This is a genomic window from Candidatus Culexarchaeum yellowstonense (assembly GCF_024707025.1).
In the GTDB taxonomy this organism is placed as follows: domain Archaea; phylum Thermoproteota; class Methanomethylicia; order Culexarchaeales; family Culexarchaeaceae; genus Culexarchaeum.
Window position 1 is genome coordinate 39980 of record NZ_JANGFQ010000002.1, and the last position, 15605, is coordinate 55584.

Here is a 15605-nt window from a genome sequence, read left to right on the forward strand (position 1 = left end):
AAAGTACTCTTAAAACAGACCATAAAAGTTAGTAGGTCTCCGGCTTTGCTTCAAAGTCTTCAATGGATAGAGGGATATTTCCATCTGGGGGTATATCTCCTCTTTCCCTTAAAACTTGTCTAGCCAATATCCAGTAGGTTAATGCTAAGGCCTTCCTACCTTTATTATTAACTGGAATTATTAGTTCAACCCCTGATGCAAGATTATCAGTATCGCAAAGCGCCACAACAGGTATACCCATATCAATAGCTTCATTAAGAGCTTGCTCATCAGCTCTAGGATCAGATATTATGACAACAGAGGGCTCCTTGTAACATGGTAAGTGGGGATTTGTGAAGGTTCCAGGTATAAATCTGCCAGTAATTGGGAAGCCACCAACTAAAGAGCAAAATTGTTTAACAGGTCTCCAACCATACTGTCTAGAAGAAACGGCGCATATTTTATGCGGAGGAAATCTTGCTATAAATTTAGCTGCAATACGTATACGCTCATCTATGCGTTTAACATCCAAAACGTATAATCCATCAGGTCTAACCCTATAAATAAATGGGATCATGGATTTAGTTTTTATCCTAGTGCCAATATGAACTCCTGTGGAAAGATACAATTCCAATGGCACTAGTAGTTCTGAGGATTGAGGCTGTGATGTCATTTCAATAACCTCTCAAGTTCAGATATCTTACTCCATTCACCTAAATCTTCTTCTATCCTTATAAATTCATTTATTTTAGACACTCTCTCCCCACCCATTATCCCACATTTAACCAGCGGTGAACCGGTAGCCACCGCGAAATGTGATAAAAATGTGTCAACCGTTTCCCCCGATCTGTGGGAACATACTGGTATCAAGCCGTATGAAAATGTTACTTGTATGGCAGAAATAGCGTCAGATAAAGTTCCCACTTGATTCGGTTTTATTATCACAGCATCAAATGCCTTTATGGAAGCACCATAGCGTATTCTTTCAACATTAGTAGCTGTTAAGTCATCAGCACAAATTATGCAAGTTTCAGCTTCATCACGCAATCTGGCAAAAGATGTGAATGAGTTCTCCATGAATGGGTCTTCAACATAGAATAAGTCAAACTTATTTATGAGGTTTAAAATGAATTTATAAAAAGCATCCTCATCGTAACATGTATCAGTGCTTGGTAAGCAATACTTATTTGATTTTGAATTCCATAAGGAGGATGCAGCAACATCAATCCCCAACTTAAACTTCACATTTGTCTCCTTTGAAACTTTATTACAAGCATTTTGAACAATCGGTAATACATCAAATATATTTAATGTAGTAACTAGTGCACCTTCATCATTCCTGCCGTACACCACACCAGGAGGACTTGTTTTGACGATTTCCTTATACACCCTAATACTTGCCAACGCCAACTCAAAGAAAGAGGATGCACCATATGGAATTATTAAGACTTCTTGAATATCTAAACCTTTAACATGTGTATGTTTGCCACCACCAATAACATTGCCAAGAGGTAAGGGAAGCCTATTTGCATAAACTCCCCCAAGATATCTGTATAGAGGTATCATTAATGAATTGGCAGCAGCAATGGCATTAGCAATGGATGTAGCAATGGATAAGGATCCCCCAATCTTGCTAAAGTTAGATGTACCATCAATTTCCTTCAACGTCTTATCCAACTCAAACTGCTTAACAGAATCCATTCCTATTATCTCAGGCGCAATGAGATCTTCAAATAAATTTAAAGCTTCATCCACACCACCAGGGGGGAAATCTATGACTTCATATGCTCCCTTACTTGCTCCTGATGGTGCTGAGAAGGAACCGAACCCATTTTCCGTGTATATTTCAACCTCTATCGTAATATCCCCCCTACTATTAAAGCGCTTATTTGCATATGCATCATTAATAATTGTTGGGGAAAAACTCATCAAAATCACCTTTTATACTTCTTTTTCATATATAACATGTCAAGCTCAATTATATCATCAATATATTCAACATGTGTTAGAAGCATCCTCCTGCAACAATAACGAGTAATCCCAAGTTCTTCAAAGGCTTTACTTATTGGCACACCAGCATCTACTAACTTCTTAAATTTTTCAAATTTGTCTCCTATTGGTGCTCCACATGTAAAGCATCTTATTGGATACATGTTGAATCTCACCTATAAGACTTCTGAAACCTACGCCTAGCAGAAGGCCCTCCAAATTTCTTCGGTTCAGTTCTTCTCGGATCACCAGTTAACATGGTTCTATCGTACTCCAGAAATATTTTCTTTATATTTTCATCATTAAACCACTTCACCAATCCGCGTGCGATAGCCATACGTGCAGCATCAGCCTGACCCATAAACCCCCCACCCTTGACAGTAACATGAATATCAACTTGATCTACTAATTTTTTATCAATCAATTTGAGAGGTTCCAATATTTTCCATCTTGCAAGTTCAGGTTGATACAAAGGTAAAGGAATCCCATTAATATACACTCTGCCCTTCCCATCTTTAAAGACAGCTCTAGCAATTGCGGTCTTCCTTTTACCACTAACCACTAGAACTCTTTTACTACTCATGAACATCACCAGACCATCCTAGTTGTTTAGAAATTTCAATTAAATAAACATATTTACCAGATAAATTTCTCGCATCAGCTTCTTTAAACCGAATTACAGGATAGTGTTTATATTCCTCTGGAAAACCCATGAAAACTTTTAGGTTACGTAGCGCTTTACGCCCTCTCTCATTATCTTTTGGAAGCATGCCAGCAACCACTCTCCTAAAGATCATGGTGGGTGAACGATGAATTTTAGGGCCTAATCTCGGATTCCTTAATGTACGTAGGTTTAATAATTTCTTGTACTCTTCAAAAACACTTTGAGGATTCCCTGAAACCACGATTTTATCCACGTTAACCACAAATACCTTTTCACCCTTAATTAAACGTTTTGCAACGATGCTAGCAAGTCTACCCAAAATCATGTTTTCAGCGTCAATCAATGTAACAACATTTTTACTACTCAAATTCATCACCTCAAAATTTTAACACCAGAACCTTTTGGATTCATATTAACCAGATCAATTATACTGATGCATTTACCGTTGGCTTTAGTTATTTTTTCATAAGCTGAACTTGAAAAAGAAAATGCTGCCACGGTAACAGGGTGATCTATAGATCCAGCCCCAAGAACCTTCCCAGGAATCACAACAACATCATCCGGTTTAGTATATTTATTTATTTTACCCACATTAACAACTATCCTCATTCTTCTCGGAACTTCAAGTCTATCAGCTATATCACTCCAAATTTTCGCATCATTTTCATTAGCTTTCTTTCTCAGAAAATCTATTAATTTCCTAAGGTGGATGTTCGTAGGTCCTGTTCTCTTCATTTAAAGCCCCCCAATTTTGCTTAAAAATTCATCGCACTTTTCAGCTAAAATAGTTGCAGCAGTATAAATAATTTTATGCACAGGAAGAGAGCCTGTTGATTCAACGTAGAATATAAAGGAAGTGTCATCAGGTTTAAGTTCAATCGCACCATATTCGCAGATATCCACGCACGCTTTACATAAACTGCAATTTATTGGATCACGGAGATATGGATACCCAGTCTTGCTATCAACATCTAAAACTTTCTTTGGACATTCACTCACGCATTTAAGGGTTCCATCACTACTGCATTTAATACATGAAGAGGTATTAACAACTATTCTTGGGAAATATTTGTATGCACATGCAGAAACTGGTTGAAATCTAGCATTATCTTTACCCTTACCCAATCTAGCATACATTTCTATCAAAATTTCATCACCAGCAGAAAGCTTTGCTATTGGGAAGTCTCCACTTACTGGAACCACGCGAGGATCACTAGATAATATATCCCTTGAATAAACTGTTACTGGAGAATCACCTGCCTTAACATTTAAAGTTAATGTAACTTGGCAACGTGGACACCCTACACCCCCACATACACATTTTTCCGGTAGATTGAAACCATCTAGATCCGTTGTTAAAGGTATGAGGGAGAGCCTATGTGCCAGAATTTCATCAAATATTGGAGAAGTATTATTTATTATTGCAAAGTCACTTATAGCCATTACTGGCACTTCAGATATCATTATCCTTCTCAAAGCATTTGCGAATGCAACATTTGAATTTCTAAGGATAAACCTAATAAATAAATCTTTAAGGTCCACTATTTCAACAAGAGAGTTTGAAGAGCTCATTTAAAGCCACCTAACCGAATTTCATAGCCTTCTACCTCTACGACCACCAGGTCTCCTTGTAGTATCATGAGGAATCGGTGTTACATCTTCAATTCTGCCAATTATAAATCCAGATCTAGCTAAAGCTCTAATAGCAGCTTGAGCGCCAGGACCTGGAGTTTTAGGACCGTGACCTCCAGGCGCTCTAACCTTTATATGCAAGGCCTTGAATCCCTTGTCCTTTATTGTTTGAGCTATCTTAAATGCTGCTTGCATTGCCGCATAGGGGGATGGTTTTTCCCTATCGGCTTCCACAACCATTCCACCAGAAGAAATCGCAACTGTTTCAGCACCAGAAATATCTGTTACATGTATTATTGTGTTATTGAAGGAACTGTATATGTGAGCTATCCCCCACAATAATTCTCTACTACTCATTCAGACACCTCACTTTTACCCTTAATTTCTTCTTTGACTACTGGTGAAACTGCGTATGGGCTATTATATGAATAATGGATTTTATCTTCCTCATCTCTACTTACAATGTATCCGGGAACGGTTACTCTCCTACCGTTTATTGAAATATGGCCATGAACTATTAGTTGTCTAGCATGATGTATTGTTTTTGCAAGCCCTTTCCTATAAACTATCGTTTGTAAGCGTCTTTCAAGAAGATCCTCCACCTTTAAGCTTAAGACATCGTCAATAGATGCATCTTCATTTAACAATCCAATTTTGTATAATTTACCTATGAGCTCTTTGCGTCTAACCATTAGCTCTTCAGGTGGAAGAGCTAACATAAGTCTTGCCTGTTTCCTAAATTTTGATAAAATGGTTTTAGCTATCCTAACTTCACGTTTATTCCTAAGCCCATATTCACCAACTAATTTAAGTTCCTCTTCAAGTAATTCCCTCTTCCACGGATGTCTTGGAGAACTCCACTTATTCTTCGGGCGTTTAGGATCACCCACGTTCATCACCTTGGCTTATGGGAAACACCTACTGTTTGACCTGTTCTACCAGTTGTTCTAGTCCTCTGGCCTCTAACTTTCAATCCTAATGAATGTCTAACCCCCTTCCAGCACTTTATCTTCTTCATAAATTCGATGTCTGACTTAATTCTTAGAAGCAAGTCAGATCCTATTAAATGTTTATTCTCACCAGTTTCAAGATCCTTAGCTCTATTCATTAACCAATATGGGATGTTTTGCGAAGATAGTGAATTAATAATATTTTCAATTCTCTTAATTTTGGTATCGGGTAAGTAACCTAACCTTTCATGCGGGGAGACTTCAGCCAATTTTAAGATTATATGAGCTAAGTTTATGCCAACTCCTTTAATTTTCGATAAAGCATACGCTACCTTTAAGGATCCATCCAGATCATGCCCTGCGATTCTCACCACATGTTTAAACGCCAATGAAGGTCACCCAGTACCGATACAAGAAAAACATTAAGTTACTTATTTAAGTTTTGCCATATAAAACTATTCTTAAGCTTATTAATTGCTGAGAAATTTTGTCAAAGTAAGTTGCTTATAATATTGATGCTTAATTTGAAGTATTGCCATAACTTTAATTTGACAGTTACGGATCATTTTCTTTGCTTAAATAAGGGTTTGATTTTTAGGTGATGGGCGGGCTGGGATTCGAACCCAGGACCACCGCCGTGTAAGGGCGGTATCCTAACCAGCTAGACGACCCGCCCTGCTAGATCTACAGTTGATGTGAGTTGTTATTTAGATATATCTTCTTCAAGTTCTTTTATTTTTCTCTCTAGAAATTTTATTATTTGAGTGTTATTAAATGATTCCAGGTTTCCACCACATATCTTACATTTGAAACCATATTCTGATGCTTCCTCAAAGGATAATCTAATTTTATCTTTCGGGCAGAAGAGGAAGATATGTTGTTTTTCATATTCATATCTTTCTTTAAGTTTTTCTAGAACGGCACGTTTTTTAGAGCGCACTAAAAATTCTATGTTGTCTCGGTTAAGACGCCATAGATAGATAAACCAACCTGTAGTTTTGTCCCTTACCCTCTTGTAAGATACTAGTTGATTATCATAGAGTGTGTAGAGGATTTTTCTGACATTGTTAAGTTTTATTCCAGTTTTTTGTGATAAGGTTTCATCTGTGACGTCATAGTTTTCTGATAGAAAGGAAACTATAGCGACGCCTTCTTCTCCAACAAGCTCTCTTATGAAAGCTATGAAACTTTCATCAAGTGGTATGGATTCGAAGTATTCGTACACACTTATTTCACTCCCTATGATTGTATTTGCATACTGACAGATTTATTTTGTTGAGCAAGCATTTAAAATCTTTCAGTTTTATGAATATCATTAGATAATTTAATGACACGTTTACCCTTTTCAGAGGGAATTATTTTAATTTTTGCATTTTCAAAGCTACTATGGAAAACCCATCCATCCAATAACTCCAATAGAAAAACTGCTAATGCAGCAACTTCAGAGTGCGGTTGATTCCCAATAGCGACGTTCCAGTCAGCTATCTCGTAATAGAACCTTGGAACCTTTTCTGCTCCAACTATAACGAGTTTATTTTTTTGACTCCTCTTAATATCATTTACTACTGAGGGAAGGTTTATACCATACATTGTTAAATGAATTATCTCACCTCCACCATCTTTCCACTTAATGCAGTAATCATATGGATCCTCTGTGAAACTTATGTAAAATGGGCCTCCCCAATTTCTGCAAACCGCCAACAATGAAGAAGCCACTTTTTCATCGCGACGATCAAGTATTATCCCTCTAGCCCCGAAAGCTCTAGCCACTAAACCCACATGTGTAGTAATGCGCTTATCTCTAGCAGGCCTATGACCTATTCTTAAAACGTACACTTCAAAAGTCAATGCAAGTGCACCCTCAAAAGTAGTAGGAAGATGTGACGTTATAAATATATATTACCCTCCAATACCAACTTATTATTAAAAATAAATGACAGTAAAGATAATGTATGAGAGCAATCGTTATTGAAGTACAAACGGAAAAATCTGAAAAGACAAAAATTCAGGAGTTAAAAGGACTCGCTAAAAGTGCTGGATATGATGTTGTGAAAGAAATTGTACAGAAAAGGACCAAACCAGATCCAACCTACTTAATTGGAGAAGGAAAATTGAAGGAATTAAAGAGTTTTATAGAAAAAGAGAGTATTGACACAATAATATTTTCAAATAATTTAAAAGCCAGCCAAGCATTTAGGATAAGAAGAGAAGTGGGTTGGAATATTGATGTTATTGACAGAAACATATTAATCTTAAAAATATTTGAAGAAAGAAGCCGAACAGCTGAAGCAAAAATGCAAATAGAGTTAGCAAGATTACATTACATGCTTCCATGGGTTAGGGAATACTTGAGATTTAGAGATTTATATGGAGAGCAAGTTGGATGGGGGGCCTTAGGTGAATACCTTCATAAGGTATATGAACAACACATAACGAAAAGAATGAAGCTCCTTGAGAGAAAACTTGAAAAGGTTAGAATGAGAAACTTTGAAAGAATAATTAAAAGGAGAGAGTATGGATTACCGGAAGTAGTATTAACTGGATACACGCAGGCAGGAAAAACAGAGCTCTTTAATAAATTGACACATGAAACAAAACCCGTGGGTCTTGGACCTTTCACTACACTTTCAACATACTCCAGGAGACTGAGCGCACTGAATAATGATATAATAATAGTGGACTCGATAGGATTTATAGAAGACATGCATCCAATAATATTGAACGCGTTCTACACAACACTAAATGAGCTGTCGTTATCAGATTTAATAGTGTTGGTAGTAGATGGGTCTGACGAAATAAATGAAATGAGGAGGAAGATTGACTCTTCATATGAAATAATAAGTAAAATTGCACCAAGTGTGGAATTAGTAATTGCATTGAATAAAATAGATCTAGTGAAAAATGAAGATGTTGAGAGAGCTATTAAAGTTGTTAAGGAAGTATTCCCCTATACAGACATTATACCGATAAGCGCAAAAAAGGGCATAAATCTGAACATTCTTGTTGAAAAAATTATTGAAAAAGTAAAAATGGTGGTCTAGAAAATAGTTAATGATTTAAGTATGCTTAAAATTGTTAACCATGCTTTTTGACTTTCGCAGAATCATTTTTGTCCTTAAACTTTATTTCTGCAACATCACCTAAAGTAATATCAACTTCACTTTTATCATAAGTTGATAGATTATCAAGAACTCTTATTTGCGGTTCCAATAACTTTATATCTAAAACATTTTCCAACCGTTTAGCTAAATTTATTGATGGAATTAATTTACCACTTTCAATTTTTTTGATGACAGAAACTTTTTCTTTAACTTGCTCAGCAAGTATCTCCGCAGTCCAACCCATGTTCTCCCTAGCCTCCTTAATTCTTTTTGCATAATCGGGAACAATATCATATTCGACGTCTTTACCAAAAGTTTTGGGCAGCTTTTGAAGTAAAAGCTTACCGCCTTTCACGGTAGCCGAGGAGGATTTCTTATTAAATGAGGGAGGTACAGGAGATCCATATTTACTGCATTTATCACACACCGTTAAAATTGCACCAGATACAAAGATCTTTTTACCTTCCCCTTTAAGTTTCTCCCCGCATATATCACATGACATGTATACCCAAACATTATTTATTTGAATACATACATAAATCATTTCATTTAAGTTTACTTCGAAAACTTAATGTAAGCGAAATTTTAATCTTACACGAAGTATTAATAAGAAACAGATGTTTTATGGCATTTAAATCGCACAGTGAAAACAATAATCTAAAAAGCTATGAGAATCAATCAGAATATCAAGCATACTTAGAAAAAAGATTGTTTGAAATAGAGTGTGAATTAAAAAATTTGAGCATGGAAAAGGAAAGACTTTTAGAGGAAATAGCTTATTTAAGAAGTGAGTTAGAGAAGACGAGGATGCCACCATTAATAGAGGCTTACGTTATAGATGTTTTAAATGATGGAAGGGTAGTTGTAAAGAGCTCAACAGGACCTAATTTAATTGTGCAAGTTTCGAGCAACATAGACCTAAGTAAGCTAAGACCATACACTAGGGTAGCTTTAAGCCAGAAAAATTTTGCCATCGTGGAAATACTACCGCAAATTGAGGATCCATATGTACAGGTTATGGAGGTCATCGAAAAACCAAATGTTACATATGATGACATTGGAGGTCTTGAATCACAAAAACAAGAGATAAGGGAAGTCGTGGAGTTACCTCTTAAACACCCAGAATTATTTGAAAGAATAGGGGTTACCCCTCCGAAGGGGGTTTTATTGTACGGGCCTCCAGGATGTGGAAAAACATTACTTGCAAAAGCGGTAGCGCATGAAACAAATGCAACGTTTATAAGGACTGTGGGCTCGGAGCTTGTAAGGAAGTATATAGGTGAAGGTGCTCGAATAGTCAAAGAATTATTTGCGCTTGCTAGAAGGAAGGCTCCAAGCATAATATTCATCGACGAAATCGATGCAATAGGAGCGAAAAGGTTAGAAGATGCTACAAGTGGTGAAAGGGAAGTTCATAGAACATTAGCACAACTTTTATATGAATTAGATGGATTTAACCCAAGAGAAAATATAAGGGTTATCGCTGCTACAAATAGAATCGATATAATTGACGAAGCACTTTTAAGGCCTGGAAGATTTGACAGGATAATATATATACCCCTACCAAATGAGAAAGAGAGAGAACATATTTTCAAGGTGCATGCAAAGAAACTTCTACTGGATGAGGGGGTATCGTTTAAATTACTTGCTAAAGAAACGGAAGGTATGAGTGGCGCTGATATTATGAAAATATGTGTAGAAGCAGGAATGAATGCCATAAGAAGGAGGGGGGATAAGGTAACGATGATGGATTTCATGGAAGCTATAAAGAAAATTAATAAAAAAGCTAAAGAATCAGCAATGACTATATACCGTTGAAAGAATATGAGTAAAACATCAGGGAAAGCTTTTCACAGCTATGATAAGTATGTTTTAAGAAAAATGGCCGATTATCAGTTCGGGGAAGGTATAGGATCTATTCTCATCCCAGACGATATAATTATCGAGAAATCTAAAAAAACGGGCAAAATAAGAAGAATAATATTAAACGGTAAAGTTATTGCAACTATCAGAGCTCGCGATGGATTAATTGCGCTAACGATTTATGGAGCAGAAATCATAAGAAGTAAGACTTGCCCTCCAAAGATGAGGGTTGTAGTAATGAATGAGGTAGCAGACATGATAAAAGAAGGAAGAAACGTTTTTGCAAAACACGTAAAAAAGGCAGACCCAGAAATTCGTCCTGGGGAAGAAGTAATCGTAGTCAATGAGAATGATGAGTTACTTGCTGTTGGGAAAGCATTATTAAATGGTGAAGAAATGACTTTATTTAGAAGTGGAGTAGCTGTAAAAGTGAGAAGTGGGGTGAAAGAAAAATGAGGAAAATGTCTCCTCGAGATATGAGGAGGATAATGCAGAAAATGGGTATGGAGATAAATGAAGTGGAAGATGTTGAAGAGGTTATTATAGTAAGAAGGGGGGAAATTTTAAAGATGCCTTCACCAAAAGTTTCCATCATAAAAATGGGTGATCAAACAATAGTTCAAATAGCTGGAGGGCAGATTATTGTGGAAAGTAAAGAGCAAAAAACTGAACAGCAAGAAGATATTTCTGAAGAAGATGTGCAGCTTGTAGCCATGCAGGCAAAAGTAAGTTTAGATGAAGCAAGAAAAGCGTTAAAACAGACGGGAGGCGACCTAGCCAAAGCAATTTTAACACTAACAACATCAAAAGGAGAAAAAACCAATAATCAATTATAATAAAAATAGTAATAATATAAAATTTAGTACTTCACTTCTCTTCTAAGGATAGGATCTTCGCTCAAGTTTCTTCTTTATGCGTTTCACTCTAAATAGATCCTCTCTTTCTCTCTCTTCTAAATAAAACTTAATGTATGATATTGCATTATTTAACGTGGGTATAATTATTTTTTCTAATACATTCACCCTTCTACGTATACGTTTAATTTCCTCAGACAACTTAATTATAGTTGCACTAACTTCAGCTAATTTGATTATAGCAGGTAATAGTTGAGAAAAGTTTTCTGATACAGTTTCAAGATAAATGGATGTATCTGTTAAACTGTAAGGTCTACGTATATTCTCAATTTTTGTTTCGATTACGGGAACTAGAACACCCATAACGTTTTTAAATTTAACCTCCACATTTACCGTCTCAGGGATGCCTTCAGCTATTCTTTCAATTTTTAAAGCGCCCATTTCAATTTCAGCATTTGCAAGAGCAAAATAAGCTTCCTTAAATACAGGTAAAAGAGATTCTCTTAATTTTTTATATTTTTGGATGACAGCAAAAAATTCCATTATTAGAGCATCTTGCTTTTCTTGAAGTAATTTAAGTCCTTTTTGGGCAAGATTTAATCTACGTCTTAATGCTATTAGTTCCATTCTAGTCGGTTTAAATTCGAGTGAAGACATATCATACACCAACTTAGATTAAAAAGTAATTATTTATTTAATGATTTAGAGATAATCTCTTACATCACTTAATATGCAATGAGGAATTGTTATGTCTTTCATAGTTAAAAGTCCTGGAGGAGCTTTCATAACTTTTGGTATAACGTTTATCAGCATTGAAATAGTTCCCCAATCGCCATGCACACAAGGAGATATTCGTTCGTGGATTTCAGGTATCCCTTGGATGTCTATGGCATCATAATCTTCGGTTGCTCCAACATAAGCTATGAAATCAAGAGTTATGAATGGCTTTCCGTTCACGATACCCTGAGCTGTTTGTCTTAGCCCAGCCACGTATCCCGGATTAACTTCCACGTAATCTGTTTTTACATATTTATCAGAAATTATGGGTTGAACTTCTCCAACATCGATTTTGTCAAGCTTAACTTTTAGAGCAGCTGCTATCAATGATATACTCTGTTCTAACCCTACATGACCAGATATTTCTTTAGTAGATATTTTACGTTTAAATTCATCTACAGTTAGTCCTGCTCCTATCTTTCTCTGGAAGGGACCTCTTCTAACAGATGCATTCATATGTCTAGTGACCTTGATGCTATCAACCTTTATACATGGGGCTGTTAGTATTATGGCTAAAGTGTCCATTAGGAAACCAGGATTTATGCCTGTAGCTAATAGGGTTGACCCGTAGCGTTTGGCAGTATTATCTAATTCTTCAGCGATTTTTCGGTCAACAATGTATGGATAACTCAATTCTTCACATGAAGAAATTACATTTACACCATACTTAAGTATAGTTAGTAGCTGGGGGTACACCTCTTTGAGATATGATGATGTCATGTGAATAACTACATGAGGTCTTGAATTCTTCAGTACACTGTCAATATCATTAGAAACATTTACACCAAGTTTCTTGCCTAAGCCAAGTACTTCCCCAAGATCTCGTCCAACTTTTTTGGGATCAATGTCAACAGCCCCAACTATTTCAAATCCCTGTTTATTTAATAGCTCTTTTGTAAGCATCTGCCCTATTGCCCCAATACCCACAACGACTACTTTAACTTTCTCCATAAACCACCACCATTTTATTCAAATATAAGTTAACTCGTAGCACATAAATACGTTTCCAATGTCGTGTAAAAGTAATGATATTTGGCGGGCCCGGCGGGATTTGAACCCGCGACCAATGGGTTAAGAGCCCACTGCTCTGTCCTGGCTGAGCTACGGGCCCCCTTTACTAAAAATAGATTTAAGATGTTATAAATTAATGTTTCGCATCTTTAAGTACCGCAGAAAAGATTTACATATGGCTCCAATATTAAAAGAATTAAAGGTTAAAACATTAGATGATGGGGTATGCTTGTTTTTGTAGGCTTAGGGCTAAATGGATTAGAAGATATCACATTATCCGGTATAAAGTGGATGAGATGCGCAGAAAGAGTGTATTTAGATACATATACTAGCGTAATTCCAAACTTTTCTATTGAAATTTTAGAAAAGAATATCATTGGAAGAAAGGTTATCAAGGTTAGTAGAAGGGATATAGAAGAAAATTATGAGGAAATACTAAATGAAGCGAAAAACAAAATTGTTGTACTATTAGTCCCTGGAGATCCTTTTGTTGCGACAACACATATGCAACTAAGATTGACGGCGATTGATAGAGGTATAGAAACAAGGGTTGTGCATGCAGCATCAATTCAGTCGGCAATATGTGGTGAAACAGGTCTTTTTAGTTATAAATTCGGAAGATGCGTGACAGTAACGTTTCCATATGGAGAGAGTATCTGCGAAACCCCCTATGATGTTATAAAAGAGAATATGAAACAGGGATTACATACACTGTTGTTACTAGATATGGATGCGGAAAATATGAGATTTATGAGGATTGCAGAAGCTATCGATATATTGAAGAAAATTGAAGAAAAACGAAAAGAGAACGTTATCAAAAGAGATACTTTATGTGTGGGTTGCGCAAGGATAGGTTCAGACACTCAAATTGTGAAAGCTGATTATATAAATGAACTTTCGAAAGTGGATTTTGGAGCTCCACCATATTCTCTTATAATAGTTGGTAGATTACATTTTATAGAAGCAGAAGCATTAGTAAAATTGGCTAATGCACCTTTAAGTGTTATGGAGGAAGTAAAATGCCAAGTAAAGAAATAGAGAGGGTAAAGAAATACATTGAAAATGTCAACATAGTACTAAATAAACTTGGGCAAGAAAGACATGAAGATGAGAGAGTAAAGAAAGTAATAGAGTTATGTAAAAGCTATTGTTCTGATGCAAAATTCTATTTTGAAAAAGGAGAGTACATTACAAGCTTAGCGTGCATTGCATATGCTGAGGGATTATTAGATTGCCTAAAATTCTTAAATATGGTAGAATTCGAATGGGAAAATGAAGACATAAAGAAACGCCAAAATAGAGTATTGGTGGCAGGAACTTTTGATATAATTCACCCAGGGCATATATGGTTAATGAAAAAGGCTAAAGAGTATGGGCAAGTAATAGTAATTGTAGCCACAGATAATAATGTAAATAGGTTTAAGGGGAGAAAACCAATAATACCCAGTTCTCAACGATTGGAGGTTGTTAGAAGTATTAAATATGTTGATGAAGCGGTTTTGGGAAGTGATGATGAGGATATATTAAGAAAGGTAGAAGAGATAAAACCGAACATCATAATTTTAGGCCCAGATCAAAAATTCATATCAGAAGAAGATTTGAAGAATAAGTTAAAAGAGAGGGGATTACATGATGTTAAGGTTATTAGGATAAACGAAGAATATAAAGAAAGCCCATTCTACAAAACATCTCAAATCATAAATGAAATATTGAGGAGACAAGAAGAATTTGAAAAGTATAAAAATGCACAAAACAAATAACCAAATTCTTTAAGGTATCCCCTTAAATTTATTAGATGAAATTTGCCGAGATAATATTGATGGAAGCTGTAGAGAAGCTAAAAAGGGAATACCTAAAACAAGGATACAAGTTTATAGGAGATTACAGCTTATTAAAGCCATGCTACTGGTTAAAAGCATCTTTAACATCCAAAGGGAAAAATGTCTGTTATAAACAAAAATTTTATGGAATTCCATCACATAGGTGTTTACAATTATCACCAACAATAACATGCACACATGAATGCATATATTGCTGGAGAGTACAAGCATCAGACATTGGGATAGAGTGGAATGAACTAAACTTACCAAAATGGGATGATCCTGAAAAAATAGTGCTTAATGGACTAAAAATGCAAAGAGAGGTATTATCCGGATTCAAAGGAAATAGAAATGTAGACAGAAATATGCTGGAAGAAGCTTTTAGACCCATACATGCAGCAATAAGTCTAGTTGGGGAACCTACACTATATCCGTACATAGACGATCTGATATACGAATTTTTCAGGCATAACTTCAAAACGGTTTTCCTTGTAAGCAATGGAACTCGACCAGACGTATTAGAGAAATTAAATAATGAACCAAGCCAGCTTTACATAAGTTTGTCTGCACCAGACTACGAAACATATAGGAAGGTTTGCAGACCTAAGATACCAAATGGATGGGAAAATATTATGCGTAGCATGGAACTCATTAAAAGTTTTTCGTGTCCAACCGTAATTAGATTAACATTAGTAAGGGAATTAAATTTAAAGAAGGTAGAAGAGTATGCAAAAATAGTAGATAAAGCAAACCCAACATATGTAGAGCCAAAAGCTGCTATGAGCCTTGGAGGATTTCAATATAGGTTATCATCTACACATATGCCGAGCTTTGAAGAAATACTTGAATTCGGTAAGAAAATGAGCGAATTAACTTCCCTAAAGATCATCGATGCTTCAGAGCCCTCAAGGATAGTACTTCTAAGCAGATTAGACAAGCCCATTAAGTTAATCTAGAAATCAATA

General features: G+C 35.9%; 22 protein-coding genes and 2 tRNA genes. 7 read left to right on the forward strand and 17 right to left on the reverse strand.

Translation table 11 applies throughout. From position 1 onward, the window contains the following. Nucleotides 1-28 precede the first annotated feature (28 nt). From rpsB to MRT15_RS01035, 13 genes are all read right to left on the reverse strand, one after another. Entirely contained in the window at nt 29-652 is a 624-nt protein-coding gene (gene rpsB, locus MRT15_RS00975; protein ID WP_304327057.1) for a 30S ribosomal protein S2, read from the reverse strand. Continuing rightward, nucleotides 649-1908: a hypothetical protein gene (locus MRT15_RS00980; RefSeq protein WP_304327058.1), complete on the reverse strand. Its 1260-nt coding sequence runs from the start codon at nt 1906-1908 to the stop codon at nt 649-651. The genes rpsB and MRT15_RS00980 overlap by 4 nt, the downstream gene beginning before the upstream one ends. A gap of 5 nt (nt 1909-1913) precedes the next feature. Further along, entirely contained in the window at nt 1914-2132 is a 219-nt protein-coding gene (locus MRT15_RS00985; RefSeq protein ID WP_304327059.1) for a DNA-directed RNA polymerase subunit N, read from the reverse strand. 8 nt (nt 2133-2140) lie between these two features. Beyond that, on the reverse strand, nt 2141-2563 hold the full coding sequence (locus tag MRT15_RS00990) for a 30S ribosomal protein S9 (RefSeq protein ID WP_369684931.1): 423 nt from the start codon (nt 2561-2563) through the stop codon (nt 2141-2143). Then, complete coding sequence (locus MRT15_RS00995; RefSeq protein WP_304327063.1) at nt 2544-2999, reverse strand: 50S ribosomal protein L13; 456 nt, start codon at nt 2997-2999, stop codon at nt 2544-2546. Before MRT15_RS00995 ends, MRT15_RS00990 begins: the two co-directional genes overlap by 20 nt. A 5-nt stretch (nt 3000-3004) precedes the next feature. Beyond that, nucleotides 3005-3367 (reverse strand): 50S ribosomal protein L18e, encoded by a 363-nt coding sequence (locus tag MRT15_RS01000; protein WP_304327065.1) that lies wholly within the window; start codon nt 3365-3367, stop codon nt 3005-3007. Further along, nucleotides 3368-4204: a DNA-directed RNA polymerase subunit D gene (locus tag MRT15_RS01005; RefSeq protein ID WP_304327067.1), complete on the reverse strand. Its 837-nt coding sequence runs from the start codon at nt 4202-4204 to the stop codon at nt 3368-3370. It lies immediately after the preceding gene. 21 nt (nt 4205-4225) lie between these two features. Then, nucleotides 4226-4621 (reverse strand): 30S ribosomal protein S11, encoded by a 396-nt coding sequence (locus tag MRT15_RS01010; RefSeq protein WP_304327068.1) that lies wholly within the window; start codon nt 4619-4621, stop codon nt 4226-4228. After that, entirely contained in the window at nt 4618-5154 is a 537-nt protein-coding gene (locus MRT15_RS01015; RefSeq protein WP_304327070.1) for a 30S ribosomal protein S4, read from the reverse strand. Before MRT15_RS01015 ends, MRT15_RS01010 begins: the two co-directional genes overlap by 4 nt. 5 nt (nt 5155-5159) lie before the next feature. Further along, nucleotides 5160-5603, reverse strand: a complete 444-nt coding sequence (locus MRT15_RS01020; RefSeq protein WP_304327072.1) for a 30S ribosomal protein S13 — start codon at nt 5601-5603, stop codon at nt 5160-5162. 213 nt (nt 5604-5816) lie between these two features. Continuing rightward, a tRNA-Val gene (locus MRT15_RS01025) sits at nt 5817-5890 on the reverse strand. A gap of 27 nt (nt 5891-5917) precedes the next feature. Then, nucleotides 5918-6439: a transcription factor E gene (gene tfe / locus MRT15_RS01030; protein ID WP_304327074.1), complete on the reverse strand. Its 522-nt coding sequence runs from the start codon at nt 6437-6439 to the stop codon at nt 5918-5920. Between the two features lie 62 nt (nt 6440-6501). Further along, nucleotides 6502-7062 carry a tRNA (cytidine(56)-2'-O)-methyltransferase gene (locus MRT15_RS01035; RefSeq protein WP_304327076.1) on the reverse strand — a complete coding sequence of 187 codons (561 nt, stop codon included), beginning with the start codon at nt 7060-7062 and terminating at the stop codon, nt 6502-6504. Nucleotides 7063-7166: 104 nt separating this feature from the next. On the opposite strand from MRT15_RS01035, the gene hflX reads away from it, so the two are divergent. Then, the gene (gene hflX / locus MRT15_RS01040) at nt 7167-8255 is read left to right on the forward strand and encodes a GTPase HflX (protein ID WP_304327078.1); all 1089 of its coding nucleotides are present in this window, start codon (nt 7167-7169) and stop codon (nt 8253-8255) included. A 34-nt stretch (nt 8256-8289) separates the two neighbouring features. Here the strand turns inward: hflX and MRT15_RS01045 are convergent, their stop codons facing one another. Next, a complete protein-coding gene (locus MRT15_RS01045) occupies nt 8290-8817 on the reverse strand; it encodes a multiprotein bridging factor aMBF1 (protein WP_304327080.1) in 528 nt (175 codons plus the stop codon). Between the two features lie 122 nt (nt 8818-8939). Here MRT15_RS01045 and MRT15_RS01050 point away from each other — a divergent pair, with 122 nt between their 5' ends. From MRT15_RS01050 to MRT15_RS01060, 3 genes are read left to right on the forward strand one after another with little or no spacing between them, the layout of a single operon-like run. Beyond that, a complete protein-coding gene (locus MRT15_RS01050; protein WP_304327083.1) occupies nt 8940-10133 on the forward strand; it encodes a proteasome-activating nucleotidase in 1194 nt (397 codons plus the stop codon). 6 nt (nt 10134-10139) lie between these two features. After that, complete coding sequence (locus MRT15_RS01055) at nt 10140-10634, forward strand: PUA domain-containing protein (RefSeq protein WP_304327085.1); 495 nt, start codon at nt 10140-10142, stop codon at nt 10632-10634. Continuing rightward, nucleotides 10631-11014: a nascent polypeptide-associated complex protein gene (locus MRT15_RS01060; RefSeq protein ID WP_304327086.1), complete on the forward strand. Its 384-nt coding sequence runs from the start codon at nt 10631-10633 to the stop codon at nt 11012-11014. Before MRT15_RS01055 ends, MRT15_RS01060 begins: the two co-directional genes overlap by 4 nt. A gap of 42 nt (nt 11015-11056) precedes the next feature. On the opposite strand, the gene MRT15_RS01065 is transcribed toward MRT15_RS01060, so the two are convergent. The 3 genes from MRT15_RS01065 to MRT15_RS01075 all read right to left on the reverse strand — a co-directional run bounded on the left by MRT15_RS01065 (nt 11057) and on the right by MRT15_RS01075 (nt 12920). Then, a complete protein-coding gene (locus tag MRT15_RS01065; RefSeq protein WP_304327088.1) occupies nt 11057-11689 on the reverse strand; it encodes a V-type ATP synthase subunit D in 633 nt (210 codons plus the stop codon). A 45-nt stretch (nt 11690-11734) separates the two neighbouring features. Next, nucleotides 11735-12760: a Gfo/Idh/MocA family oxidoreductase gene (locus MRT15_RS01070; protein ID WP_304327090.1), complete on the reverse strand. Its 1026-nt coding sequence runs from the start codon at nt 12758-12760 to the stop codon at nt 11735-11737. Between the two features lie 82 nt (nt 12761-12842). Further along, nucleotides 12843-12920: transfer RNA gene (locus tag MRT15_RS01075), tRNA-Lys, on the reverse strand. A 125-nt stretch (nt 12921-13045) separates the two neighbouring features. On the opposite strand from MRT15_RS01075, the gene dph5 reads away from it, so the two are divergent. From dph5 to twy1, 3 genes are read left to right on the forward strand one after another with little or no spacing between them, the layout of a single operon-like run. Continuing rightward, nucleotides 13046-13858, forward strand: coding sequence for a diphthine synthase (gene dph5, locus MRT15_RS01080; RefSeq protein ID WP_304327092.1), 813 nt, complete (start codon nt 13046-13048; stop codon nt 13856-13858). After that, complete coding sequence (locus MRT15_RS01085; protein ID WP_304327094.1) at nt 13840-14580, forward strand: DUF357 domain-containing protein; 741 nt, start codon at nt 13840-13842, stop codon at nt 14578-14580. Before dph5 ends, MRT15_RS01085 begins: the two co-directional genes overlap by 19 nt. Before the next feature lie 35 nt (nt 14581-14615). Further along, nucleotides 14616-15596 carry a 4-demethylwyosine synthase TYW1 gene (gene twy1 / locus MRT15_RS01090; protein ID WP_304327096.1) on the forward strand — a complete coding sequence of 327 codons (981 nt, stop codon included), beginning with the start codon at nt 14616-14618 and terminating at the stop codon, nt 15594-15596. The last annotated feature ends 9 nt before the right edge of the window (nt 15597-15605 follow it).